General features: G+C 73.3%; 20 protein-coding genes and 1 tRNA gene. 17 read left to right on the top strand and 4 right to left on the bottom strand.

Translation table 11 applies throughout. From position 1 onward, the window contains the following. The first annotated feature begins 14 nt into the window (after positions 1–14). The 9 genes from GKE82_RS10515 to GKE82_RS10475 all read left to right on the top strand — a co-directional run bounded on the left by GKE82_RS10515 (position 15) and on the right by GKE82_RS10475 (position 11,114). Positions 15–103 (top strand) — tRNA-Ser (locus tag GKE82_RS10515). Between the two features lie 141 nt (positions 104–244). Continuing rightward, positions 245–1,807: an AMP-binding protein gene (locus tag GKE82_RS10510; protein WP_309233537.1), complete on the top strand. Its 1,563-nt coding sequence runs from the start codon at positions 245–247 to the stop codon at positions 1,805–1,807. A 64-nt stretch (positions 1,808–1,871) separates the two neighbouring features. Continuing rightward, entirely contained in the window at positions 1,872–3,104 is a 1,233-nt protein-coding gene (locus tag GKE82_RS10505; protein ID WP_107566888.1) for a CdaR family transcriptional regulator, read from the top strand. Between the two features lie 138 nt (positions 3,105–3,242). Beyond that, positions 3,243–5,042 (top strand): hydantoinase/oxoprolinase family protein, encoded by a 1,800-nt coding sequence (locus tag GKE82_RS10500; protein ID WP_196189153.1) that lies wholly within the window; start codon positions 3,243–3,245, stop codon positions 5,040–5,042. Then, positions 5,039–5,389: an acetone carboxylase subunit gamma gene (locus GKE82_RS10495; protein WP_107566886.1), complete on the top strand. Its 351-nt coding sequence runs from the start codon at positions 5,039–5,041 to the stop codon at positions 5,387–5,389. The genes GKE82_RS10500 and GKE82_RS10495 overlap by 4 nt, the downstream gene beginning before the upstream one ends. Continuing rightward, positions 5,389–7,515 (top strand): hydantoinase/oxoprolinase family protein, encoded by a 2,127-nt coding sequence (locus GKE82_RS10490; protein WP_154733233.1) that lies wholly within the window; start codon positions 5,389–5,391, stop codon positions 7,513–7,515. The genes GKE82_RS10495 and GKE82_RS10490 overlap by 1 nt, the downstream gene beginning before the upstream one ends. Then, positions 7,512–9,650: a hydantoinase B/oxoprolinase family protein gene (locus tag GKE82_RS10485; RefSeq protein WP_154733232.1), complete on the top strand. Its 2,139-nt coding sequence runs from the start codon at positions 7,512–7,514 to the stop codon at positions 9,648–9,650. The genes GKE82_RS10490 and GKE82_RS10485 overlap by 4 nt, the downstream gene beginning before the upstream one ends. Next, positions 9,647–10,435: a nitroreductase family protein gene (locus GKE82_RS10480; RefSeq protein ID WP_309233536.1), complete on the top strand. Its 789-nt coding sequence runs from the start codon at positions 9,647–9,649 to the stop codon at positions 10,433–10,435. Before GKE82_RS10485 ends, GKE82_RS10480 begins: the two co-directional genes overlap by 4 nt. A gap of 4 nt (positions 10,436–10,439) precedes the next feature. Further along, complete coding sequence (locus tag GKE82_RS10475; protein WP_154733231.1) at positions 10,440–11,114, top strand: hypothetical protein; 675 nt, start codon at positions 10,440–10,442, stop codon at positions 11,112–11,114. A gap of 92 nt (positions 11,115–11,206) precedes the next feature. On the opposite strand, the gene GKE82_RS10470 is transcribed toward GKE82_RS10475, so the two are convergent. Beyond that, positions 11,207–12,316 carry an alkene reductase gene (locus GKE82_RS10470; RefSeq protein WP_154733230.1) on the bottom strand — a complete coding sequence of 370 codons (1,110 nt, stop codon included), beginning with the start codon at positions 12,314–12,316 and terminating at the stop codon, positions 11,207–11,209. Positions 12,317–12,406: 90 nt separating this feature from the next. Here GKE82_RS10470 and GKE82_RS10465 point away from each other — a divergent pair, with 90 nt between their 5' ends. From GKE82_RS10465 to GKE82_RS10440, 6 genes are all read left to right on the top strand, one after another. Then, entirely contained in the window at positions 12,407–13,243 is an 837-nt protein-coding gene (locus GKE82_RS10465) for an undecaprenyl-diphosphate phosphatase (protein WP_309233535.1), read from the top strand. 95 nt (positions 13,244–13,338) lie between these two features. Next, positions 13,339–13,905, top strand: a complete 567-nt coding sequence (locus tag GKE82_RS10460) for a fasciclin domain-containing protein (RefSeq protein ID WP_107566880.1) — start codon at positions 13,339–13,341, stop codon at positions 13,903–13,905. 194 nt (positions 13,906–14,099) lie between these two features. After that, positions 14,100–15,236: an SDR family NAD(P)-dependent oxidoreductase gene (locus tag GKE82_RS10455; protein ID WP_230316743.1), complete on the top strand. Its 1,137-nt coding sequence runs from the start codon at positions 14,100–14,102 to the stop codon at positions 15,234–15,236. 31 nt (positions 15,237–15,267) lie between these two features. Then, the gene (locus tag GKE82_RS10450; RefSeq protein WP_107566877.1) at positions 15,268–15,726 is read left to right on the top strand and encodes a helix-turn-helix transcriptional regulator; all 459 of its coding nucleotides are present in this window, start codon (positions 15,268–15,270) and stop codon (positions 15,724–15,726) included. Between the two features lie 10 nt (positions 15,727–15,736). Continuing rightward, positions 15,737–16,141 (top strand): VOC family protein, encoded by a 405-nt coding sequence (locus GKE82_RS10445; protein WP_154733228.1) that lies wholly within the window; start codon positions 15,737–15,739, stop codon positions 16,139–16,141. Between the two features lie 4 nt (positions 16,142–16,145). Then, a complete protein-coding gene (locus GKE82_RS10440; protein WP_154733227.1) occupies positions 16,146–18,503 on the top strand; it encodes an excinuclease ABC subunit UvrA in 2,358 nt (785 codons plus the stop codon). Positions 18,504–18,515: 12 nt separating this feature from the next. On the opposite strand, the gene GKE82_RS10435 is transcribed toward GKE82_RS10440, so the two are convergent. Continuing rightward, a complete protein-coding gene (locus GKE82_RS10435; RefSeq protein WP_154733226.1) occupies positions 18,516–19,922 on the bottom strand; it encodes an AarF/ABC1/UbiB kinase family protein in 1,407 nt (468 codons plus the stop codon). Between the two features lie 47 nt (positions 19,923–19,969). Further along, positions 19,970–20,902, bottom strand: a complete 933-nt coding sequence (locus tag GKE82_RS10430) for an alpha/beta fold hydrolase (RefSeq protein ID WP_107566873.1) — start codon at positions 20,900–20,902, stop codon at positions 19,970–19,972. A gap of 9 nt (positions 20,903–20,911) precedes the next feature. Here GKE82_RS10430 and GKE82_RS10425 point away from each other — a divergent pair, with 9 nt between their 5' ends. Both GKE82_RS10425 and GKE82_RS10420 read left to right on the top strand, forming a co-directional pair. Then, positions 20,912–21,334 carry a DM13 domain-containing protein gene (locus GKE82_RS10425; RefSeq protein WP_154733225.1) on the top strand — a complete coding sequence of 141 codons (423 nt, stop codon included), beginning with the start codon at positions 20,912–20,914 and terminating at the stop codon, positions 21,332–21,334. Beyond that, on the top strand, positions 21,334–21,678 hold the full coding sequence (locus tag GKE82_RS10420) for a hypothetical protein (protein ID WP_107566871.1): 345 nt from the start codon (positions 21,334–21,336) through the stop codon (positions 21,676–21,678). Before GKE82_RS10425 ends, GKE82_RS10420 begins: the two co-directional genes overlap by 1 nt. 15 nt (positions 21,679–21,693) lie before the next feature. Here GKE82_RS10420 and GKE82_RS10415 read toward each other — a convergent pair whose 3' ends face one another. Further along, positions 21,694–23,523, bottom strand: a complete 1,830-nt coding sequence (locus GKE82_RS10415; RefSeq protein ID WP_154733224.1) for a hypothetical protein — start codon at positions 23,521–23,523, stop codon at positions 21,694–21,696. Between the last annotated feature and the right edge of the window lie 94 nt (positions 23,524–23,617).

Genomic DNA, 23,617 nt, shown 5'->3' with positions numbered 1-23,617 from the left:
CGAAGCGGACCCATGGAGAGGTGCCGGAGTGGTTGAACGGGGCGGTCTCGAAAACCGTTGTGCGTCGTAAGGCGTACCGAGGGTTCGAATCCCTCCCTCTCCGCTGTGGTCCCGCGATTTCCCAGTGTTCAGGCGCCTTGGCGGCCCGCCGGCTCCGCCGTTGTGGAACCCGCACGACCGGTCACCGCCGGATTGGGAGACGCGACGGAGCGCGTGCGGCAGGCGGGCTCCTACGCTCGCGTCCGTGCACCTGATCGACACCTTCGACCGCGGCGTGCGCGAGGCACCCGACGGCGACTGCTTCGTCATGGCCGACGGCGCCGGGCGGATGACCTACCGGCAGGTCGAGGAGGCGTCCCACCGGATCGCGGCCTCGCTCCTCGCGGCCGGCGTCGGCAAGGGCCACCGGGTCGGCGTGCTCTCCCCCAACGCGCCGATGGCCTTCGTCTGCATCCTCGGCGCGTTGCGCGCCGACGCGTCGTGGGTCCCGCTCAACACCCGGGCGGTCGCCAAGGACCTCGTCGCGTTGCTGGGGCTGACCGGGTGCGAGCTGCTCTTCTACCACCCGTCGCTCGTCGCGCTGACCGACGAGATCCGCGCGGAGCTGCCGCAGCTCCACACGGCCGTCTGCCTGGACACGGGAGGGCGTGACGGCGACCCGGTGCTCGCGGAGTGGATGGCGGCCGAGGGGGCGCGGGTGCCGCGCCCGCCCCACGACCGCGACCACCCGGCCGTCCTCTTCCCGACGGGCGGGACGACCGGCCGCTCGAAGGCCGTGCAGCTCACGCACGGCATGGTCGAGCTCATGAACCTCGCGTTCGCCGCCCACATGCCGGAGCCCGAGCGGCCGCCGGTGATGGCGATGGCGGCGCCGATGACCCATGCCGCCGGTCCGATCTGCTTTCCCGTGTTTGCCCGCGCAGGGACGGTCGTCGTGCACGACGGGGTCGACCCGCAACGGCTGCTGGAGTCGATCGCACGGCACCGGGTCACCCGGCTGTTCCTCCCGCCGACGGCGATCTACGCGCTGCTGGCCCATCCGGGAGTGCGCGACCACGACTACTCGTCGCTGCGACACTTCATCTACGCAGCGGCGCCCATGAGCGTCAGCAAGCTCCGCGAGGCGATCGAGGTCTTCGGGCCAGTCATGACGCAGACCTTCGGGCAGGCGGAGGCGCCGATGATCCTCACCGTGATGTCCCCGCAGGACCACGCCGACGCCGTCGCCGCGCACCCGGAGCGGCTGGCGAGCGCCGGACGGCCGTCGCTGGTCGCCGAGGTGGCGATCATGGACGACGAGGGGACGCTGCTGCCGGCGGGCGAGGTCGGCGAGATCGTGGTGCGCGGCTCGCTCGTGACCCCGGGCTACTTCGAGGACCCCGAGCAGAGCGCCGCGAACCATCGGCCGGGCGGCTGGCACGGCACGAGCGACGTCGGACGCGTGGACGAGGCCGGGTTCGTCTACCTCGTCGACCGCAAGCGGGACATGATCATCACGGGCGGCTTCAATGTCTGGCCGTCAGAGATCGAGCAGACGATCCACGCGATGGAGGGCGTCGCGGACGTCGCCGTCATCGGGCTGCCCGACGAGGTGTGGGGCGAGGCGGTGACCGCGGTCGTGCAGATGAAGCCGGGCTTCGACGTCCTCGACGTCGACGCGGTGCGGGCCCGCTGCAAGGCGCGGCTCGGCTCGGTCAAGGCGCCCAAGCACGTGCTGTTCCGCGAGCTGCCGCGTTCGCCCGCCGGGAAGGTCCTCAAGCGCGCGCTGCGCGACGAGTACCGCTCGGCGGCTGGGGCGGCGGGCTGAGCGACGGGTCGCGCGGCTAGCGGACCAGCGGTACGTTGACCACGCCATGCGCTACCACGACCCAGTGACCGATCCCTCGGCCTGGGACGACGTGCGGCGGCAGACGGCGGCCGAGATGCTCCCGCGCCTGCGGGACCTCGTCGACGAGTGCGTCGTCTACATCAACGCGCACCAGCCCGAGCTCGCCTCCGACCCCGAGCTCGCCGCCGGCCTGCAGTCCAGCGCCTACGACAACTTCGAGCAGATCTTCCGGATGCTCGCCGACGGCAGCCCGGTCTTCGAGGCCTCTGCTCCGGCGGGCGCGATCGACTACGCGGAGATCATGGTCAAGCGCGGCCAGCCGCTGCAGACGCTGCTACGCGCATACCGCTTGGGGACGATGTACTTCTGGCGGCTGTGGCGGCGCGAGTTCGTCACGCGGATCGACGACCCGGACGAGCTGATGCAGGCGGTCGACCACTCGATGCAGTTCGTCTTCGACTACGTCGACGCGATCGCCGAGGAGGTCACCGAGGAGTACGCCGTCCAACGCGAGCGGTGGGCGCGCTCCGCGGCCGCGCTGCGCCACGAGACGGTGGTGCGGCTCCTGTCGGGGGAGGGGATCGACCTGGACGTCGCCACCCAGCGACTGTCCTACGACCTGCGTCGGCGCCACCTCGGTCTCGTGCTGTGGACCCATCCGGAGCACGAGGCCGAGGACGTCATCCACCGCCTGGAGCAGGGTGCCCGTCGGCTCGCCGCCTCGATGGGCGCACCGCGGCCGCTGCTCGTCCCCGACGGCCGCACGACGCTCTGGGCGTGGATCGGCTTCGAGGACGAGCCGGATCCCGACCTCCTGGACCACGCGGCCCGCGACAGCGACGCGCTGCGCGGCCTGCACGCCGCGACCGGCGAGGTCGAGGACGGCATCCGCGGCTTCGTCGACACCCACACGGAGGCGCTCCGGGCACGCGAGATGGCGGAGCGGTCCGGCCGGCGCGGCCAGGTCGTCCGCTACGGCAGGGTGGTCGTGTCCTCGCTGCTGCTCGCCGACACCGACCGCGCCCGCCGCTTCGTCGCGCGTGAGCTCGGCGCGCTCGCCGCGGCCGACGACGCCACCACGCGGATCCGCGCGACCGTGCAGGTGCACCTCGAGGAGCAGCTGCGCACGGGCGTCACGGCGAAGCGGCTCGGCATCCACCAGAACACCGTCACGTACCGCGTGCGACAGGCCGAGGCGCTGCTGGGTCGCTCGGTCACGGACCGCCGGTACGAGCTCGAGACCGCGCTGCGGCTGCTCGGCTCCCTGGGCGACTGAGCGCCGTTGTGCAGGTCCCACAACGCGTGCCCGATCGTTCCGCCGAGCCTCCTGAGCGACCCCCGCGGCCTCGGCCTAGGTTGGTCGTGCGGTCGACGAGGAGCGGCCGCGCGAGCCCCACCGAGGAGAGGACCGCCAGTGCCGTCGACCACGATCGACATCGACACGGGTGGCACGTTCACCGACGCCTACGTCGTCCGCGACGGACAGGCGCTCACGGCGAAGGTGCTGACCACGCCACACGATCTCGCCGTCTGCTTCCAGGACGTCGTGGAGCGCGCCGCCGCGAGCCTGGACCTGCCCGTCCCCGCGCTGCTGCGCGAGACCGCGTGCGTGCGCTACGCCACGACCGTCGGCACGAACGCCGTCATCCAGCGGACCGGGCCGCGCATCGGCCTGCTGGTCGCGCCCGGCGCCGAAGGGACCGCCCAGGCCGCGGCGGGACGGTTCGTGGAAACCGGGATGGTGGGCGCCGTCGGCGCCGACGACGCCCTGGTCGCCACGACGAAGGACCTGCTCGCGGGCAGCGCCCGCGCGCTGGTCTGCTCGCTCCCCGCCGGGGACGCCGCCGCCGAGCGCGCGGTTCGCGAGGGCTTCGAGCGCCACTATCCCAAGCACTGCCTCGACGCCGTGCCGCTGCTGCTCTCCCACGAGGTGGACGACGATCCCGACGACACGCGTCGCACGTCCACGGCGCTGTTCAACGCCTACGTGCACCCCGAGGTGGCGAGGTACCTCCACCGCTGCGAGGACTGGCTGCGTGACCAGGGGTACCGCCGGCCACTGCTGGTGGTCCACAACGACGGCGGCTGCGCCCGCGTCGCCAAGACGATCGCGGGGAAGACGTACAACTCCGGTCCGACCGCGGGCCTGATGGGTGCGGAGATCATCGCCCGGCTCTACGACGTGCCGGCGCTGGTCACGTTCGACGTCGGCGGCACCTCGCTGGACGTCGGCGTCGTCCGCGACGGCAGGGTCGCGATGCGGGAGCACGGCACCGTCGAGGGCGTCGAGCTGTCGTTCTCGATGCCCGACCTGCACGTGCTCGGCGCGGGCGGCGGATCGATCGCGCACCGCCTCGAGGACGGGACGATCGAGGTCGGGCCGCAGAGCGCCGGCGCCCGGCCAGGGCCCGCGGCGTTCGCCCTCGGCGGGACCGCACCGACGGTGACCGACGCCGACGTCGTCCTCGGGATCATCGAGCCGTCCAGCTTCCTCGGGGGAACCATGCCGCTCGACGGCGAGCGGGCGCGCGCGGCGTTGCAGAGCCTGGACGCCGACGACCCGGGTGCCGCCGCGGAGCAGGTGCGCGCGCGACTGCACGAGAACATGGGCGCGCGGATCGCGCAGGAGCTCGCGCAGCTGGGCGTCACCCCCGCGGACGCGACGCTGCTCGCCTACGGCGGCGCCGGCCCGACGCACGCGGCCGGAGTCGCCGAGCGGCTGGGCGTCCGCGAGGTGATCACGCTCCCCTTCAGCGCGGTCTTCTCCGCGTTCGGGGCGCAGAGCGCCGACGTCACCCACACGTACGCGGCGGCCCCGGGGGACGGGGTGGAGGAGCAGCTCCGCGCCCGCGCGTCGCGCGACATGCGCGGCGAGGGGTTCAGCGCCGAGGACGTCGAGATCGCGACGACCGCGGTGACGCGGCACGGCGTCGACCGCACGCAGGTGCGGGCCGTCGCCCGGCTCGCCCACCACGCGTTCGTCGCGCAGCCGACGAACGGCGCGAGCACGACCGCCCGTGCCACCCGGGCCGTCCGCTGGCGCAGCGCCCCGGAGCCCACCGCGATCCACGACCTGGCGGCGCTCGCCCCGGGCGCGCGCGTCGACGGACCCGCGGTGATCGAGGCGAGCGACACGACCATCGCGGTGCCGCCCGGCTGGGCGTTCTCCGTGGACGAGTACGGCAACGGACGACTGACGAGGAACGACCGATGAGCACCACGCGAGAGCGAATCACGGAGTACCTGGAGATCGACCTGGACGCGGAGCGCTGGCACTGCCGTGTCTGCGGGCAGGACCTCGGCGACGCCCGGGGCGACTACAAGCGCGGACTGCTGCTGCACGACCGCGACCCGCGCGAGGTCTACGAGGCGAAGATCGACGCGGAGTACAGCTACGCGCCGGACCCGGCCTGGTGCCGGATCGTCGAGTACTGCTGCCCCGGTTGCGGCACACAGGTCGAGGCCGAGTACCTGCCGCCCGGGCATCCGCTGCACCGGGACATCGAGATCGACCTCGACTGGCTGAAGGCCCGGCGCGAGCGTGAGGGGAGCGTGGCCTGATGGAGATCAACGTCGACATCGGCGGCACGTTCACGGACTGCTTCGCCACCGAGAACGGGACCGTCGCGTCCGCGAAGGCGCTCACCACCCACCACGACCTCAGCCAGGGGTTCATGACCGCGGTCGGCGATCTCGCGCAGGCGTTCGACACCAGCGCCGAAGATCTCCTCGGCCGCACCAGCGCGATCCGCTACGCGACGACGCTCGGCACCAACGCGCTGATCGAGCGCACCGGTCCGCGGCTCGGCCTCATCACGACCATGGGGTTCGAGGACGTCGTGCCCGTCTCCCGCTGTCGCGGCTACGGCGAGGGCCTCTCCATCCAGGAGAACCGCAACCTCGCGAAGGCGCAGCGTCCCGAGCCGCTGATCCCGCGCGACATGATCGTCGGGCTGCGGGAGCGCGTGGACTCCGCCGGCAACGTCGTGATGCCGTTGGACGAGGACGAGGTGCGGGACCGCGTGCTCGACCTCGTCGACCGCGGCGTGCGGGGCTTCGTCGTGTCGTTCCTGTGGGCGTTCAAGAACCCCGAGCACGAGCTGCTCGTCCGCCGGGTGATCGAGGAGGAGTTCCCGGGCGCGTACCTGGGCCGCTTCCCGGTCATCCTCAGCCACGAGGTGAGCAAGCGCTCGGGCGAGTACGTCCGGACGAGCACCTCGATCCTCGACGCGTACCTGCACCGCTTCACCGGCGACAAGATGAGCGAGCTGCGCGACGAGCTCCGCGGTCACGGATACACGGGCTCGCTGCTGCTGGTCCACAACTCCGGCGGGATGGGTGGGCTGGCCCGCACCACGCCGCTGAAGACGATCCACGCCGGGCCGGTCGCCGGGCTCTACGGCTCCCGTCACATGGCCGACGCGTTCGGCTACGACAAGGTCGTGACCACCGACATGGGCGGCACGTCGTTCGACATCGGCGTTGTCGTGAAGGGGTCGGTGCGGTTCTACGAGTTCAACCCGGTGATCGACCGGTGGCTCGTGCAGATGCCGATGATGGACCTCAAGACCGTCGGCGCCGGCGGCGGCTCTATCGCCTCGCACGACCCGTACAAGGGCGTGCAGGTCGGGCCGCGGAGCGCCGGGTCCACTCCCGGGCCCGCGTGCTACGCCCAGGGCGGCACGGAGCCGACGACGACCGACGCCAACGTGGTGCTCGGGTACCTCAACCCCGACCACTACCACGGCGGCGAGCTGGCGCTCGACGTCAGACGGGCCGAGCGGGCGATCGAGCGTCGCGTCGCCCGGCCGATGGGCGTCGACGTCGTCACGGCGGCTGCGGCGATCCGGCAGGTCGTCGACAACAACATGGGTGACGCGATCTTCAAGGAGGTCGTCCTGAAGGGGTACGACCCGCGGTCGTTCACGATCTTCAGCTTCGGCGGTGGCGGCCCGCTCCACGCGTGCGGCTACGCGGACGTCCTGCAGATCCCCCGGGTGGTCGTGCCGCCGCACTCCCCAGTGTTCAGCGCCTCCGGCGCGGCCGGCCTGGACCTCCTGCACATCTACGAGCAGTCCGAGCACTTCACGCTCTACAACCCGCTGTTCGGGACGGTCTTCGAGGACTTCCCCGCGATCGACGCGGTACTCGACGACTTCGCCCGGCAGGCCGAGGCCGACTTCGCCGACGAGGGGCACGACGCGACCGAGATCGTCTACCAGCTGGAGCTCGACCTGCGGTCGGGCGGGCAGCTGTACGTGACGACGATCAAGTCGCCGGTCCTGCGCATCCGTGACAAGGCCGACCTCGCCGCGGTCCTCCAGGCCTACTTCAAGGAGTACGCCGACCGCTTCGGCGACTTCGCGCTGACCAGCGAGGTCGGCGTCTCGATCGAGACCCTGCGGTTGCGGGCCTCGGTCCCCCGAGCGCACTGGGAACCGCAGGACGTCCCGCCGTCCGCCGGCGGCGTCGAGGCCGCCCTCAAGGGCTCGCGTCAGGTGTGGTGGCGCGGCCTGGGCTTCACCGACAGCCCGATCTACGACTACGACCTGCTCGGCGACGGCGACGCCGTGCAGGGACCCGCCGTCCTGGAGGGACGCGACACCACGGTCGTGGTGGAGCCCCGGTGGACGGCGACCATGAACCAGCACGGGTTCCTCGTGCTCGACAAGGAGAAGTCCGCATGAACCCCCCGCCCCAGACCCTGACGCCGGACGCCCCGGAGGTCGCGGCGCCGATCGACGCCGACGCCTTCTTCACCGACCTGCTGCACGCGCGGCCGGTCATGTACGGACCGGACGCCTCCATCATGGACGGCAACGCGCTTGCACCCCGGACCGCGCTCGAGGACGAGGCGCTCGCGAGCGGCGTCGATCCCGTCGACGCGACGATCTCGCAGAACCGGCTCGAGATCATCCTCGAGTCCGCAAAGGAGATGCTCGAGCAGACCGGCGCCGCTCCCGGCGCCAAGTGGGGCGACCTCACGACCGGGCTCTACAGCGCGGCGGGAGACCTGGCGCTGGCGTCGTCCTCCGGCGTGGTCGTCTTCTCCGCCTGCGCCTCGGCACCGCTCAAGCACATCGTCAAGCAGTGGGCCGACGAGCCCACCGTGGGGGTCCGCCCGGGCGACGTCTACTACCACAACGATGCCCGCTACGGCGGGGTCCACAACGCCGACCAGACCCTCTGGATCCCGATCTTCGTGGACGGGGTCATCATCGGCTGGGCGGGCGCCACGATCCACGAGGGCGAGAACGGCGCGACCGAGCCGGGCGGCCTCTCCGCCTCGGCGCTGAGCGTCTACGACGAGGGCCTGAAGATCAGCCCGATCAAGATCGCGGAGAACTACACGTTCCGCCGGGACGTCGTGAACCTGTTGCAGAACAACGTCCGCGATCCGCTCATGCAGCTGATCGACATGCGGGCGAAGCTCAGCGCCTGCATGCGCATCGAGCAGCAGGTCCTGGAGCTCGTCCGGGAGAAGGGGCGCGACCTGGTCGTCGCCGTCCTGCGCGGCGCGCTGGAGAACACGGAGGCCGAGGTCCGCCGCCGCTTCAGCGAGCTGCCCGACGGCATCTACCGCGCGACGCACTTCGTCGACACGACGCTGCTGGAGGACCGGCTCCTCAAGTTCGGCCTGGAGGTCGAGAAGCGCCACGACCGGATCATCTGCCGGTCCGTCGGGACCGCGCCGATGATCCCCGACCGCGCGATCAACACCGCCCCGACGTTCGCCCGCGCGCTGTTCATGAACAGCCTGCAGATGTTCTTCTGGGCCGACCTGCCCCGCAACGCGGGATACGTCGCCGCGCTGGACTTCGAGTTCGAGGAGGACTCGATCTCCACGGCCGGCAACGAGGTCCCCAACGGGCTCGGGATGATCGGCGCCTGCGCGTGGCAGACCGCGATGCACCAGTGCATGTCGAAGATGGCCTACAACCGGCCGGGCGACATCGAGATCATCGCCCCGTGGTACGGGATGACGCAATCGCTCTACTACGGCGGCCTGAACCAGTGGGGCGCGCCGGTGGCGAACCTCATGATCGACATCAACTCGGTGGGCGGCGGCGCACACGCGGACCGCGACGGCGAGCACGCCTGCGCCCCGTTCTTCGCCTCGATGGCCGACTACGGGGAGATCGAGGACCGCGAGACCGAGCTGCCGGTCCTCACGCTCGGCCGGCGGCTGACCGTCGACAACCACGGGCCGGGCCGCCACCGCGGTGGCTCGTCCGTCGAGTGCATGTACATGGTCTGGGGAGTCCCCGAGTTCTTCTACGGTTGCATGGGCACCGGCTCCAAGTTCCCCACCACGCCGGGACTGTTCGGCGGGTACGGGTCGGGCGCCAACCCGCTGACCGTGTTCAAGGGCTCGTCGTCGGAAGCGGTCGTCGCGGCCTTGCGCGACAACGCTGCGGACGTCCCCTACACCGCGCACGAACTGCACCGCGACGGCGGCCTGCCCGGCACGGTGGAGAGCAAGCGCTGCACGCAGTCCGCCGACCTGAACAAGCCGGGGGACCTGTGGATCCTCCAGGTCGGTGGTGGCGGCGGCTACGGTGACGTGCTCGAGCGCGACCCCCAGGACGTCATGCGCGACCTCCGCGAGACGCGCATCAGCCACTGGCGCGCGCGGGAGCTCTACAAGGTCGTCTACGACGAGGAGACGCTGCTCGTCGACGAGGACGCGACGACGGCCGCGCGGACGGCCGAGCGCGACGCACGGCGGGCCCGGTCCCTCCCGTACGACGAGTTCGTCGCGCAGTGGCGGCGCGACGAGCCGCCCGTGGGGATCGACTACCTCGGGGGGTGGTCGTGGTGAGCGCCGTGACCGCTGACCCGCACCCGGCCGCCGTCGCAGCCGCGGCCAAGCACGGCGTCGTCCTCGGGGAGGACGCGCCGATCATGGAGGTCATGTCGACCATGCGCGCGATGCGCAAGCTGAAGCCCGATCCCGTTCCCCGCGAGCTGCTCGAGCGGCTCGTGGAGGCCGCCACCTGGGCACCGAGCGCCGGCAACACGCAGACCTACGGGTTCGTGATCGTCGACGACCGGGAGACGATGGCGAAGTGCGGCAGGATCTGGCGGCGCCAGCAGAGGTTCTACTCGCGCGCGCAGGAGCCGCTCGTCCCCGAGTTCACGACGGCCGAGAAGTGGACGAAGGTCCACGACGCGCTGCGCCACCAGGCGGCGCACTTTGACGACACTCCGGCGCTGATCGTCTTCACCTACGACTTCACCGGCACGGTGATCACGAAGATGGTGAAGGGGCTGCGGCACACGCTCGCGGGCTGCGTGGCGGTCGGGCCGGTCGGGACGCTGAAGATGCTCCCCAACCTCGTGCGGTTCTTCTCGACCGGCGAGGCTGCGTCGATCTACCCGGCGGTCGAGAACACGCTCCTCGCGGCACGGGCGCACGGCCTCGCGGCGTGCTTGACGACCTGGCACACGATCTACGAGCCGGACTGGCGACGGGCCCTCGGGCTCAAGCGCGGGACGAAGATCTACTGCGTCGTCCCGGTCGGCTGGCCGGAGGGGAAGTTCGGACCGGTGGCGCGTCGGCCGGTCGCCGACGTCGTCCGCTACACGGGCACCGCCACCGGCTGAGGTCATGCTGGCGCTGTCCCTCGACGCGCTCGCTGCGCGGCTGACCGGTGCGGACCCGGCGGTCGCGCTCGCCGAGCCGGAGCGGTGGGCGTACGCACTGCGTGAGGCCGTCGCCCTGGCCCGCCCGGACATGCTCGTCCTCGGGTGGGACGGCGGCTTCGAGACCGGCGCGCTCGCGACGGTGGTCGGCGGGGCCGCCGATCCGGTCGACGCGATCTACGACGCCGACAGGCCGCTGTGCGAGCAGCCGCAGGGCGCGGCGCTCGTGACGCTCGTCGGGACGCTCAGGCAGCTGTTCGGCGGGCGGCCACGCCTGGCGCTCGCCGTCCGCGGTCCGGCCGCGCTGGCGGACGGGCTCGGGGCCCCCGCCGACGACGAGCTCGCCGATCTCTGCGCCGATCAGCTCGTGGACCTCCTGCTCGCGTGCGCGGCGGTCGGGATCGACACGGTGGTCCTGCGCGGGGAGGACCAGCGGGCGGACGGCCCCGTCGTGCGTGCGCTCGACCACGCCCGGGTCGCACTCGTCCGACCGGGGATGGTGGAGCTCCTCCCGGCCGCGTCGTGGTCGACGATCGGGGCATCCGAGCTGGCGGCGGCGCGGGCCGCGCCGCATCTCGTCCTCTCCGACGGACCGGTCCCGGGGAACCTGGAGCTCGAGCGGCTCGCGCCGGCGCGCTGACCCGGCGACCGGCTCGGTGCAGACTGGTCCGGACCCCTGGTCCTGACCGGGTGCGCGGTGCGTTCCGCGCCGCGGCCCTCCGAGGGGCTGGCCTATCCCGTGAGCGTCGGGTAGTCCGTGTAGCCGCGGTGGTCGCCGCCGTAGAAGGTGGAGCGGTCGTGGTCGTTGAGCGCGGCGCCGCGGGCGATCCGCTCGGGCAGGTCGGGGTTGGCGATGAACGCCCGGCCGAACGCGACCGCGTCCGCGTCGCCGGCCGCGACGATCTCCGCGGCCGAGGTCGGCGTGAAGCCGCCGGCCGCGATCAGCGTGCCGGGCCACTGCGGGCGCAGCAGCGCCGCGACCGACGAGATCCCGCTCGGGGAGGGGCGGTCGGCGTGACCGCGCGGCTCGATCAGGTGCAGGTAGGCGATGTCGCGCGCCGCGAGCTCGGCGAGCACGTGCGCGTACAGCTCGAGCGTCCCGTCCGTCCCCGCATAGGAGTCGTTGGCGCTCCCGTACGGACTCAGGCGCACGCCGACGCGCTCACTGCCGAGCACCGCGCACGCGGCGTCGACGACCTCGAGCAGCAGCCGGGCGCGGTTGGCGATCGAGCCGCCGTAGGCGTCGTCGCGGAGGTTGGTGTGCGGCTCGAGGAACTGCTGCAGCAGGTAGCCGTTGGCGCCGTGGATCTCGACGCCGTCGAAGCCGGCCTCCTGCGCGTTGCGGGCTCCCGCCCGGAAGCGCTCCACGACCCCGGGCAGCTCGTCGAGCGCGAGGGCGCGTGGCGTCTCGAACGGCACGGGCTGGAAGGACGCGTCCAGCGCCCGGCCGGCGGGGGTGACCGCCGACGGCGCGACGGGCGGGCCACCGCCCGGCTGGAAGCTCGAGTGCGAGATCCGGCCGACGTGCCACAGCTGCGCGACGATCAGCCCACCGTGCTCGTGGACCGCGTCCGTCACGCCGCGCCACCCGGCGACGTGCTCGGGCTCGTGGATGCCCGGCGTGTCCGGGTAGCCCTGGCCGTCGGGCGCGACCTGGGTCGCCTCCGAGATCAGCAGCCCGCCGGGAGAGGACCGCTGCCCGTAGTACTCCGCGTTCAGCGGCTTCGGCGCGGTGCTGCCGGCACCGGTCGCGCGCATGCGCGTCAGCGGCGCCATCACGACGCGGTGCGCCAGCTCCAGCGCGCCGGCGGTGAACGGGTCGGTCAGGGCAGGGTGGGGCATCGGACTGTGCACTCTAGGGGTGGCCCGACCGGGTCGCGGCCCGTCGCGATGGGGTAGACATCCCGGGGTGCGCACCGGGACACCCACGCCGTGAACATCCTCGAGGCCATCCTGCTCGGGGCGGTCGAGGGCCTCACCGAGTTCCTGCCGATCTCCAGCACCGGGCACCTGACGGTGATCGAGAAGCTCCTGGGCTACGAGATCGACGACCCGGACATCACCGCGTTCACCGCGATCATCCAGGTCGGCGCGGTCCTCGCCACGCTGATCTTCCTGCGCCACGACATCCGCCGGATCCTCGGCGCGTTCTTCGCCGGGCTCACCCGGCAGGACCGGCGCGCCGAGCCCGACTACCGGTTCGCCTGGGCGATCCTGCTCGGCTCGCTGCCCCTGGGGATCGTCGGCCTCGCGTTCAAGGACACGATCGAGACGACGCTGCGCAACCTCTGGTTCGTCGCGGGCGCCCTGATCCTGTGGAGCTTCGTGATGCTCCTCGCCGACCGGACCGCCACGCAGGAGCGCGGCGAGCGCGACGTCACCCGCACCGACACGATCATCATCGGCCTCACGCAGTGCCTCGCGCTGATCCCGGGCGTGTCGCGCTCCGGGGCGACGATGTCCGCCGGGCTACTGCGCGGCCTGGACCGCGTCACGGCGACGAAGCTCGCGTTCTTCCTCTCGATCCCCGCGCTCACCGGCGCCGGCGCGCTGCAGACCGTCACGAAGTATGACGAGATCGCCAGCGGCGTCGGCTGGGGACCGACGATCACCGCCACGGTCGTGAGCTTCGTCGTCGGGTACGCGGCGGTCGCCTGGCTGCTGCGGTTCGTCGCCGGCCACACGTACACCGTGTTCATCGTGTACCGGCTGGTCCTCGGATCGGTGCTCGTCGTGCTGCTCGGGACAGGCGCGCTCGCCGCGACCTGAGCGACCCGACGGGAGCTGGCGCGACGACGCTCAACCGTGCGTCGTGGTGCGCTCGGAGCACCAGGGGAGACCACCCCGACCCTGGAGGCCGTTCCATGAAGTTCCCCACCCGCATCACCGCCGGCGTCATCGTCGGCGTCCTGTCGATCGGCGGACTCGCCGCGTGCGGCGACGACGAGGACGAGAGCGCGTCCACCGGCACCACGACCGCCGCGCCCGCCGACACCGCGACCACCGCCCCCGAGGCCGGTGCACAGGACATCGTCGCGCTCGCCCAGGCCACGCCCGACCTGTCCACCCTCGTGCAGGCCGTGACCGCGGCGGACCTCGTCGAGACGCTGCAGGGTGAGGGTCCGTTCACGGTCTTCGCGCCGTCCAACGCCGCGTTCGAGGCGGCCAACGACGTCGTCGCGCCGCTGCTGGAGCCGGACATGAAGGCGCAGCTCGCCGACGTGCTGACGTACCACGTCGTGCCCGGCAAGCTCACCGCCGCCGACCTCAAGGACGGTGACGAGCTCACGACCGTCCAGGGCGGGAAGCTGACCGTCAAGGTCGCCGACGGCGCCGTGACCATCAACGACATCCCGGTCGAGATGCCCGACGTCGAGGCCTCCAACGGCGTCGTGCACGTCATCGGCGGCGTGCTCGTCCCGCAGAGCTGATCCTCCGCACCGCCCGGCCGCCCCAGCCCCCGGGGGCGGCCGGGCACCTCATCGTGCCGGCGCGGGCCCCGTCCTGGGGCCCGCGCCCGTTCCCGCCACCGAGCGCCTAGACTCGGAGGACCGGCGGGGACCCGGCCGCGCACCGCGCATCAACCCACACGGGCTCCCCGCGACCTCCCCACCCCGTGAGCGAGATGCCCAGCTCCCCGTCCGACGCCGCCGGTGTTCCCGCCTCGACCGTCACCGTCGAGGAGCGGGCCGACCGCGTCGTCCTCACGGTCAGCGGCGACTTCGACCTGGCCACCACCCCCACCCACGCGGCCACCTTCCGGACGCTCAGCCGCTCCGAGCGGCACGTGATCCTCGACCTGCGCGGCACCCGCTTCGTCGACTCGACCGGGCTCGCCGTGCTGCTCAACAGCGCGCGCCGCGCGATCGCCGCCGGCAACCACTGCGTCGCCGTCGCGACGCCCGGCGCCGTCCTGCGCGTGCTCGAGCTCAGCGGCCTCGTCGACACGTTGCACGTGCAGCAGGACCTCGACGCCGCGCACGCGCTCCTGGACCGCGCGCCCGCCGGGCCTATCGCGGCGCGTCGTAGTCCGACGCGCCCGGTCGGCCGTACCTGCGGTATGGGACTGGACGAGCAGCGGATCCTCATCACCGGCGCCACGGGCGCCCTGGGCACGCAGCTCGCGCGCGAGCTGTCGGCACGCGGGGCGGAGCTCGCGCTGCTCGGCCGCGACCGCGGTCGCCTCGAGGAGCTCGCCGACGAGCTCGGCGGCGCCCCCGTCGCGTGCTTCGAGGCGACCCGGGTCGGGTCGTGCCGACCGGCCGTCGACGCGCTCGCCGCCGCCCTCGGCGGGCTCGACGGCTGCATGATCGCCCACGGGGTCGCCGCGTTCGGCGACGCGCGCGAGCTCGACGACGAGATCGCCGAGCAGCTCATGGCCGTCAACGCCACGTCGGCCATCGCCGTGCTGCGCGCGGCCGCCGCCCACATCGACGGGCCCGGCCGGCTCGGCGCCGTCACCGCGGTCGTCGCCGAGTACCCGACCGCCGGTCTGGCCGCCTACTCCGCGTCGAAGGCCGCGCTCAGCGCGTACCTGACCGCGGTGCGCCGCGAGCTGCGCCGCGACCACATCTCGGTCCTCGACGCGCGGCTGCCGCATCTCGACACGCAGTTCGCCGACCACGCGCTCGCGGGCACGCCGCCCAAGCTGCCCGAGGGTCTCTCCGCCGCCGAGGTCGCCGTCACGGTGGTCGACGCCTACGAGTCCGGGGCCAAGGAGCTGCGCTGGGACCTCCGCGCGCGCGAGCTCGCCGCCGCCTGAACCCGCGACGCGCGACGTAGACTCGCGGGGCGTGGCCCCGCGAACTCCCACCACCCCGTCAGCCGACCAGCAGCGCCTCGACGACCTCGTGCGGCTGCGACGGGTCCGCGACCGCATCGACCGCGAGTACGACCGGCCACTCGACGTCGCGGCGCTCGCCCGCGACGCTGCGATGTCCCCCGGGCACTTCAGCCGGCGCTTCCGCGCCGCCTACGGGGAGTCGCCCTACCAGTACCTGATGACCCGCCGCATCGAGCGCGCGATGGCGCTGCTGCGCCGCGGCGACCGCACGGTCACCGAGGTCTGCTTCGCGGTCGGCTGCTCGTCGCTGGGCACCTTCAGCAGCCGCTTCACCGAGCTCGTCGGCGTGACCCCCAGCGCGTACCGGGCCGGCGCCGGACCCGGACTGCCCGGGGTGCCGGCGTGCGTCGCCAAGCAGGTGACCCGACCGGTCAGGAATCGAGAAGCCGATCGTGGCCGGGCGGGCTAGCGTGGCGCCCATGGACCTCACCGTGCACCACGTGATGCTGCCCCACACCGACCCGGAGGCCTCGCTCGCGTTCTGGCGTGACGCGATCGGCTTCGCGGTTCGCAACGACGTCGGCTCCGGGACGATGCGCTGGATCACGCTCGGGCCCGCCGAGGGCGGCACCTCGATCGTCCTGTACCCGCCCGACGCGACCCCGGGGATCACCGACGCCGAGCGGACCGCCGTGCGCGAGATGATGGCCAAGGGCACGTACGCGAGCCTCACGCTCGCCACCGCCGACCTCGACGCGACGTTCGCGCGGCTCCAGGCCACCGACGCCGAGATCGTCCAGGAGCCCGTCGACCAGCCCTACGGGATCCGCGACTGCGCGCTGCGCGACCCCGCCGGCACGCTCGTGCGGCTCAACCAGGCCTGAGCGCCTGTCCGTGCACGCCGCCGACCGCCACGACGTCATCCGCGTCCGCGGCGCGCGCGAGAACACGCTGCGCGACGTCGACGTCGAGCTGCCCAAGCGTCGCCTGACGGTCTTCACCGGCGTCTCCGGGTCCGGGAAGAGCTCGCTCGTGTTCTCGACCATCGCCGCGGAGTCCCAGCGGCTCATCAACGAGACCTACAGCGCGTTCGTGCAGGGGTTCATGCCGTCCCTGGCGCGACCCGACGTCGACCTCCTCGACGGGCTGACGACGGCGATCATCGTCGACCAGGAGCGCCTCGGCGGCAACGCCCGCTCCACCGTCGGGACCGTCACCGACGCGAACGCGATGCTGCGGATCCTGTTCAGCCGTCTCGGCGACCCGCACATCGGCCCGCCCGGCGCCTACGCGTTCAACGTCCCGAGCGTCACCGCCAAGGGCGGCATCACCGTGCAGCGCGGCGGCCGCACCCGCACCGAGAAGGCCGAGTACTCGCGCACCGGCGGCATGTGCCCGCGCTGCGAGGGCATGGGGCAGGTCAGCGACGTCGACCACGGCGCGCTCTACGACCCCGAGAAGTCGATCAACGAGGGCGCGATCCTCATCCCCGGCTACTCGATGGAGGGCTGGTACGGACGGATCTACCGGGGCTGCGGATGGTTCGACCCGGACAAGCCCGTCGGCCGCTTCACGACCCGCGAGCTCGACGACCTCCTCCACAAGGAGGCCACGAAGATCAAGGTCGACGGCGTCAACCTCACCTACCTGGGGCTCATCCCCCAGATGCAGAAGTCCTGGCTCTCCAAGGACGTCGACAGCCTCCAGCCCCACATCCGCGCGTTCGTAGAGCGCGCGATCACCTTCACGACCTGCCCGGAGTGCGACGGCACCCGCCTGGCCGAGGGAGCGCGCAGCTCGCGGATCGACGGGGTCAGCATCGCCGACGCCTGCCGCATGCAGATCACCGACCTCGCGGCCTGGGTGCGCGGGCTCGACGAGCCGACGGTCCGGCCGCTGCTCGACGCGCTCGCGCACACGTGCGACGCGTTCGTGGAGATCGGCCTGGGCTACCTGTCGCTGGACCGGCCGTCCGGCACGCTGTCCGGCGGCGAGGCGCAGCGCACGAAGATGATCCGGCACCTCGGGTCCTCGCTGACCGACGTCACCTACGTCTTCGACGAGCCGACGATCGGCCTGCACCCGCACGACGTGCGGCGGATGAACGACCTGCTGCTCGCGCTGCGCGACAAGGGCAACACGGTCCTCGTCGTCGAGCACAAGCCGCAGACGATCGCGATCGCCGACCACGTCGTCGACCTCGGGCCGGGAGCCGGGACCGACGGCGGCCGCGTCGTGTACGCGGGCGACGTCGCGGGCCTGCGCGCCGCCGACACCCCGACCGGCCGGCACCTCGACGACCGCGCCACGCTCAAGGACGAGGTCCGCACGCCGACCGGCGTGCTCGCGGTCCGCGGCGCCGACACCCACAACCTCCGCGCGGTCGACGTCGACGTGCCGCTCGGCGTGCTCGTCGCGGTCACCGGCGTGGCGGGCTCGGGGAAGAGCTCGCTGATCCACGGCTCGGTCGCCCCGCAGGACGGGGTGGTGGTCGTCGACCAGGGCGCGATCAAGGGGTCGCGCCGCAGCAACCCCGCCACCTACACCGGGCTGCTCGACCCGATCCGCAAGGCGTTCGCGAAGGCCAACGGCGTCAAGCCGGGCCTGTTCAGCGCGAACTCCGAGGGCGCCTGCCCGGCCTGCAACGGCGCCGGGGTGATCTACACGGACCTGGCGATGATGGCCGGGGCCGCGACGACCTGCGAGGACTGCGAGGGCCGCCGGTTCCAGGCATCGGTCCTCGAGCACCGCCTCGGCGGCCACGACATCGCCGAGGTGCTCGCCATGTCGGTCGCACAGGCGGAGCGGTTCTTCGCCGAGGGCGAGGCGCGGATCCCGGCCGCGCACAAGGTGCTCGTCCGCCTCGTCGACGTCGGGCTCGGCTACCTGACGATCGGCCAGCCGCTCACGACGCTCTCCGGCGGTGAGCGGCAGCGCCTGAAGCTCGCGGTGCAGCTCGGGCAGGACGGTGGCGTCTACGTGCTGGACGAGCCGACGACCGGCCTGCACCTGGCCGACGTGGCGCAGCTGCTCGGGCTGCTCGACCGGCTCGTCGACGACGGCCGGTCGGTGATCGTCATCGAGCACCACCAGGCGGTGATGGCCCACGCCGACTGGATCATCGACCTCGGGCCGGGCGCCGGGCACGACGGCGGCCGGGTCGTGTTCGAGGGGACGCCCGCGGCCCTGGTCGCCGACCGCTCGACGCTCACCGGCGAGCACCTCGCGGCGTACCTCGACGCCTGAGCCGGCTCGGGGTCAGGCGGCGAGGGCGGCGCCCAGGCGCGCGGCGTGCTCGGCGTCGAGGTCGCCCAGCGCCCGTTCGATCGTGCTGAACAGGTCGGCCTGCGGGGCGATCGCCGCCGCGAAGCTCGACAGGTACAGCAGGTTCTTGAAGAACAGCACGAGCCCCTTCGGCATCCGGAACCCGTTGCGGGAGAGGATCGCCAGCTGCCGGCCGACGGTGTCGCCGAGCCGCTCGAACGTCACGGCCCCGTCGGTGCGGTGGCCGAGCCGCTCGAGCTCCGCGCCGAGCTCGGCCACGAGCGCGTCGGCGTCCGCGTCGGCCGGGATCGCGCCGAAGCGGCGCAGCGCGTGGATCTGGGCGGCGGCGTCGCCCGCCGCGAAGCCCATGAGGTACGCGCCGAGCGCTCCGCGCTGCTCCTCGGAGAGCCGTCCGCAGATCCCGAAGTCGACGAGCGCGAACGTCCCGTCGTGACGGACGAGCACGTTGCCGGCGTGCAGGTCGCCGTGGAAGACCCCGTGCAGGAGCGTGCTGGTCAGCACGCCGCCGATCGCCAGCTGCAGCAGACGCTCGCCGTCGACGTCGGCGTCGAGCTCCTCGCCCGCCCGGTCGTAGGGCACGCCCGCGACGTGCTCCATGACGAGCACCCGCGAGGTGACGAGCCCGTCGATCGGCCGCGGGACCTGCACGAAGTCCAGGCCGCAGTCGCGGTAGATCGCGGCGCTCTGGACGAGGTTGTGGGCCTCGAGGCGGAAGTCGAGCTCCTCGAGGGTGAGCTGCGCGAACAGCTCGACGAACCCCGGCAGGTTGAGCGCGGCGACGTCCTCGCTCATCCGCTCCGCGCCGGCGGCGGCGAGGGCGAGCGCCCCGATGTCCGAGCGCAGCCGGCGGCGCAGCCCGGGCCGGCGGACCTTCACGACCACGGGCGTGCCGTCGGGCAGCCACGCCCGGTGCACCTGGCCGATCGACCCGGCGGCGAGCGCCTCCTCCTCGACGACCGCCAGAGCGTCCTCGCCGAGCTCGCGGGCGATGACGTCCCGGACGATCCGGGTGTCCAGCCGCGGCGCGTCGTCGCGACACCAGGCGAAGGCCTGCACCCAGGCGGGCGGGAGGATCCCGTCGGCGCTGGCGACGAACTGGCCGAGCTTGATGTAGGCGGGGCCGCCGCGGCGCACGAGCCGCTGGGCGCCGGCGATCGCGGCGGGCTCGCTGCGGACCGGGCCGATCGCGGGCGCGCCGGCGGCGGAGGCGGCCGCGCCGAGGAGCACGAGCGGCGCGTCGGGCGCGGCGCTGCTCACCGCCCGCCAGGCCGTCGTGGCGAGCGCCCCGATGGTGTCGGTCCAGATGCGGGGCCGGGCCAGGGCGGCGGCCTCGCGGGCCACGCGGGCCCGCTCGCGGTCGATGTCGATCGTCCTCTCCATGGGTGTCATCACACCATGTGACATCGATCGATGTCATGTGCGATGGGTCACGTGACGTCGGCGAGCCAGGCGAGCAGGTGCTCGTTGACCGCCTCGGGCGCGTGCTGCTGCAGCCAGTGCCCCGCCTCGGGGATCACCGCGTCGACCCGCAGGTCCGTCACCCAGCCCTGCATGACCACCGACGGCATGAACCGGCGGACCGGGTCGCGCTCGCCGGTGAGGAACAGCGCCGGGACCTCGATCCGGCGGTCCAGGTCCTTCGTCCGCTCCCAGCTGCGGTCGAGGTTGCGGTACCAGTTCAGCCCGCCGCGGAAGCCCGTGCGCTCGTAGGCCCGCACGTAGACGTCGAGCTCCTCGTCGGTGAGGAACGAGGGCGTCGGCGGCACGTCGTCCTGCTCCTGCGCCCACGCGGCCGTCCACTGCCGGCTCGTCGCGAGCGTGCGCCGCACGTCGCGCTCGAGGGCCGCCTCGGCCACCCCGGGCTCCTGGAACCACACCATGTAGAAGTCCTCGCCGAGCCCCTGGCGCATCAGCCCGACGGGCGGGGCGGGCGCGGGCGGCGCGAACGGCACCGACAGGCCGCCCACCGCGATGACGCGGTCGGGGTGCAGCCACGTCGTCTTCCACGCGAGGTCCGCACCCCAGTCGTGCCCGATCAGCACCGCCCGCTCGACCGCGAACGCGTCGAGGATCCCGGTGACGTCGCGCGCGAGCACGTCGATCGCGTAGTCCTCCACCGCCGCCGGCGCCTCCGAGCGGCCGTACCCGCGCAGGTCGGGGACGAGCAGCCGGTACCCCGCGTCCGTCAGCGGCCCGATCTGGTGGCGCCACGAGTACGCGAGCTCCGGGAAGCCGTGGAGGAGGACGACGACCGGACCGTCGGCGGGCCCGTGCTCGTCGACCGCGAGGTCGATGCCGTTGATCTGCACACGGCGCAGCGTAAGCAGTTCGTCATCGACGGTGGGACGGCGGGCCGCCATCCTCGATCCATGCTCCGATCCCGTCCCGCCCTCCTGGCGACCGCGGCCACGGCCGTGGCGCTCCTGTCGGCCGCGCCGCCCGCGATGGCCGCCAACGTCGAGCTGCTGCGCGGCACCGTGCGGCCCGCCTCCCACGACGCCCGCGGCGTCGCGACCGTCGTCGCCCGTCCCGACGGCAGCCGCACGCTGAACCTGCGGCGCTTCCGCATCGATCCCGGCCCGGTCGTGCGCGTGTGGCTCGTGCCGAAGAGCGCCCGCAGCGACGGCCGCATCGACGACGACTACAAGGACCTCGGACGCCTGAAGGGCTCCAAGGGCAACCAGAGCTACCGGATCCCGAAGTCGATCGACCTGCGGCGCTACAGCTCGGTCGTGTTCTGGTGCGTGCCGTTCACGTCGAACCTCGCCCGCGCCGACCTGGGCCGCTCGTGATGCGCGTCGCCGCGCCGCTGGCGCTCGTCGCCGCCGTCGCGGCGGGCACCTGGTTCCTCGGGGCGATCGTCGCCCGCACGACGGTCGCCGCCATCGCGCTCACGACGGTCTGGTTCGCGCTGCTGGGCCTCGCCGTGCTGCTGGCCTGCCGGCGCGACCGGGCGCTGCGCCTGCCGCTGGGCGGCACGTTCGCCGCGATCGCGGCCGTGAGCCTGTTCGGCCTGTGGTGGGGGACGGTCCGCGAGACCGAGGTGAACGAGCGCGTCGACGTCGGGACCCCGGCCAGCGCGCTGCCCGCCGCGGAGCGGCCGGCCGTCGAGGACCTGCTCGCCCCGCAGCCCTGAGGCCGGGTCCGGCCGCTACCGGACGGTCACGCGGCCGGTCAGCCGGGCGCTCGCCCCGTCCCGGGCGGTCAGCGTGATCGTCGCGGTGTAGGTGCCCTTCGCGGCGGCGGACCGCCCGCTGCGGCCGTTCCAGGCGATCGTCGCGCGGCCGGGCGCGCGCACGGTGCGCGTCACGGTCGCCACCGTGCGGCTGCCGCGCCGCACGACGAGACGCAGGCTGCCCGGCTCGGTGACGACGAGCGAGAACGCGGCCCGGCGACCGCGGCGCACGCGCAGGCGGTTCGAGGAGGCGACGACGACGATCCGCGCCCGCGCGGTCGTGCCCGCGGCGCCGGCCGGTCCGGCGGGTCCGGCGGGACCCGCCGGACCGCTCCCCGGAGCCGCCGGGGTCTGGATCGCGCCGGTGGTCACGTCGGTGCTCCGGCCCTGACCGTCGCGGTGCACGAGCCGGAACGGCGTGCTCGCCCCGGGCGCCAGCCCGGATACCGCGGCGACCGGGAACGCGAGCCGGTCGGCGTCGTCGGGGGTGCTGAGGTCGAGCGTCTGCGCGGGCGTCGTGCCGACCTCCAGGGCCAGTCGCGTGGGCAGGCCGAAGGTCCGCACGGGGAGCTGCAGCTGCGCGGTGGTGGCGTTCGCCGCCACGTGCGCGGGCAGGCCCTCGGGCACGAGCCGCAGCAGCTCCAGGCGCAGGCCGGAGAGGGTCGCGATGGCGCGCAGCGCGTACGGCGAGCCGGTCGCGCCGCCGACGTGCAGCAGCGAGATCGGGATGTCGGCCGCCAGCTCGCCGGTGCCCGGGAACCCGAGCCCCAGGTCGACGAGGGCGCCGTCGAGCACCCGTCGCGCGACCGCGTTGGCCGTCCCTCCGGTGGTGAGCAGGCCGGGACCCGTGCCGAGCGGCCCGAACGCGGACTGGGGCGTCGAGTCCCCGGTCGCGGCGGGGCCGCCGCCGACCCCGACGAACAGGGCGCGCCCGGCCTCGAAGGCGAGGCGGTACAGGGTGACGCTGGTGGGACCGTACGGCTCGTCCGGGGTGGCGATGTCGTAGTGCTGGCTGGTGACGCCGACGTACGGGCCGCCGGGGGCGTCGAAGACGATCGCGGTCTGCTGGTCGATGCGGAACAGGCCCGCCGACTCCTGCAGCACGTCGCCGGAGCCGTTGGGACGCGCGACGAACAGCGTGCCGATGTTCAGGTCCGCAGGGTCCGCGTCCCGCTCGATCCACACGACGCCCGGCTGCCCGCCGAGGTCGACGACCGACGGGTTGGGGCCGCCGACCGTCGAGTTGCCCGAGACCGCGTTGAAGCCGTTGGCGCCGACGATGTCGGCGATCTCCGTCCAGGCGCCCGCGGCGAAGCGGAACAGCCGCAGCCGCTCGTCGGTCCCGCTGACGTCGACGAGGACGACGTGCGGCACGCCGCCGACCTCCCCGATCCCGACACGCGATGCGGTGGGGACGCTCAGCCGGGGCGTGATCCGGTCGGCGCCGCTCCCGTCCTCCCGGACCCGCAGCAGGTAGTAGCCGTCGCCCTCCGGCCCGTTGTCCCGCACGACGAAGGTCGGGACCCCGGCGATGGTGCCGAACGCGGCCCGCGTCGCGGTGGTCGACACCGTCACCGGGGGTGTTGCGGCGGCCGCGCCGGGGGCGAGGCGCTGGAACGTCGCGAGGGCGCCGTCCAGCTGGCCGACGACGACGCTGCGGTCGCTCGCGCGCTCGACGGCCTGCAGGAGGGCCGGGCTGGCGCCGAGCGTGATGGGCCCGACCGACTCCCAGCCGGCGTGGGCGACCCCGATCGGCGTCGCGAGCACGGTCGCGGCGAGGGCGGCCGGCAGATGGCGGAGGCGCATCGGCCCATCCCACCCCACCGGCGGGTCGCGGACAAGCCGCCCGGCCCGACATGAGACCGCACTGAGACCGGGACGCGACCGGCGGCACGGGCGC

It is taken from the genome of Conexibacter sp. W3-3-2 (assembly GCF_009707605.1).
In the GTDB taxonomy this organism is placed as follows: Bacteria; Actinomycetota; Thermoleophilia; order Solirubrobacterales; family Solirubrobacteraceae; genus Paraconexibacter; species Paraconexibacter algicola.
Note: the sequence above shows the minus strand (reverse complement) of the source record. Positions and strands in the feature narration are given on the sequence as shown.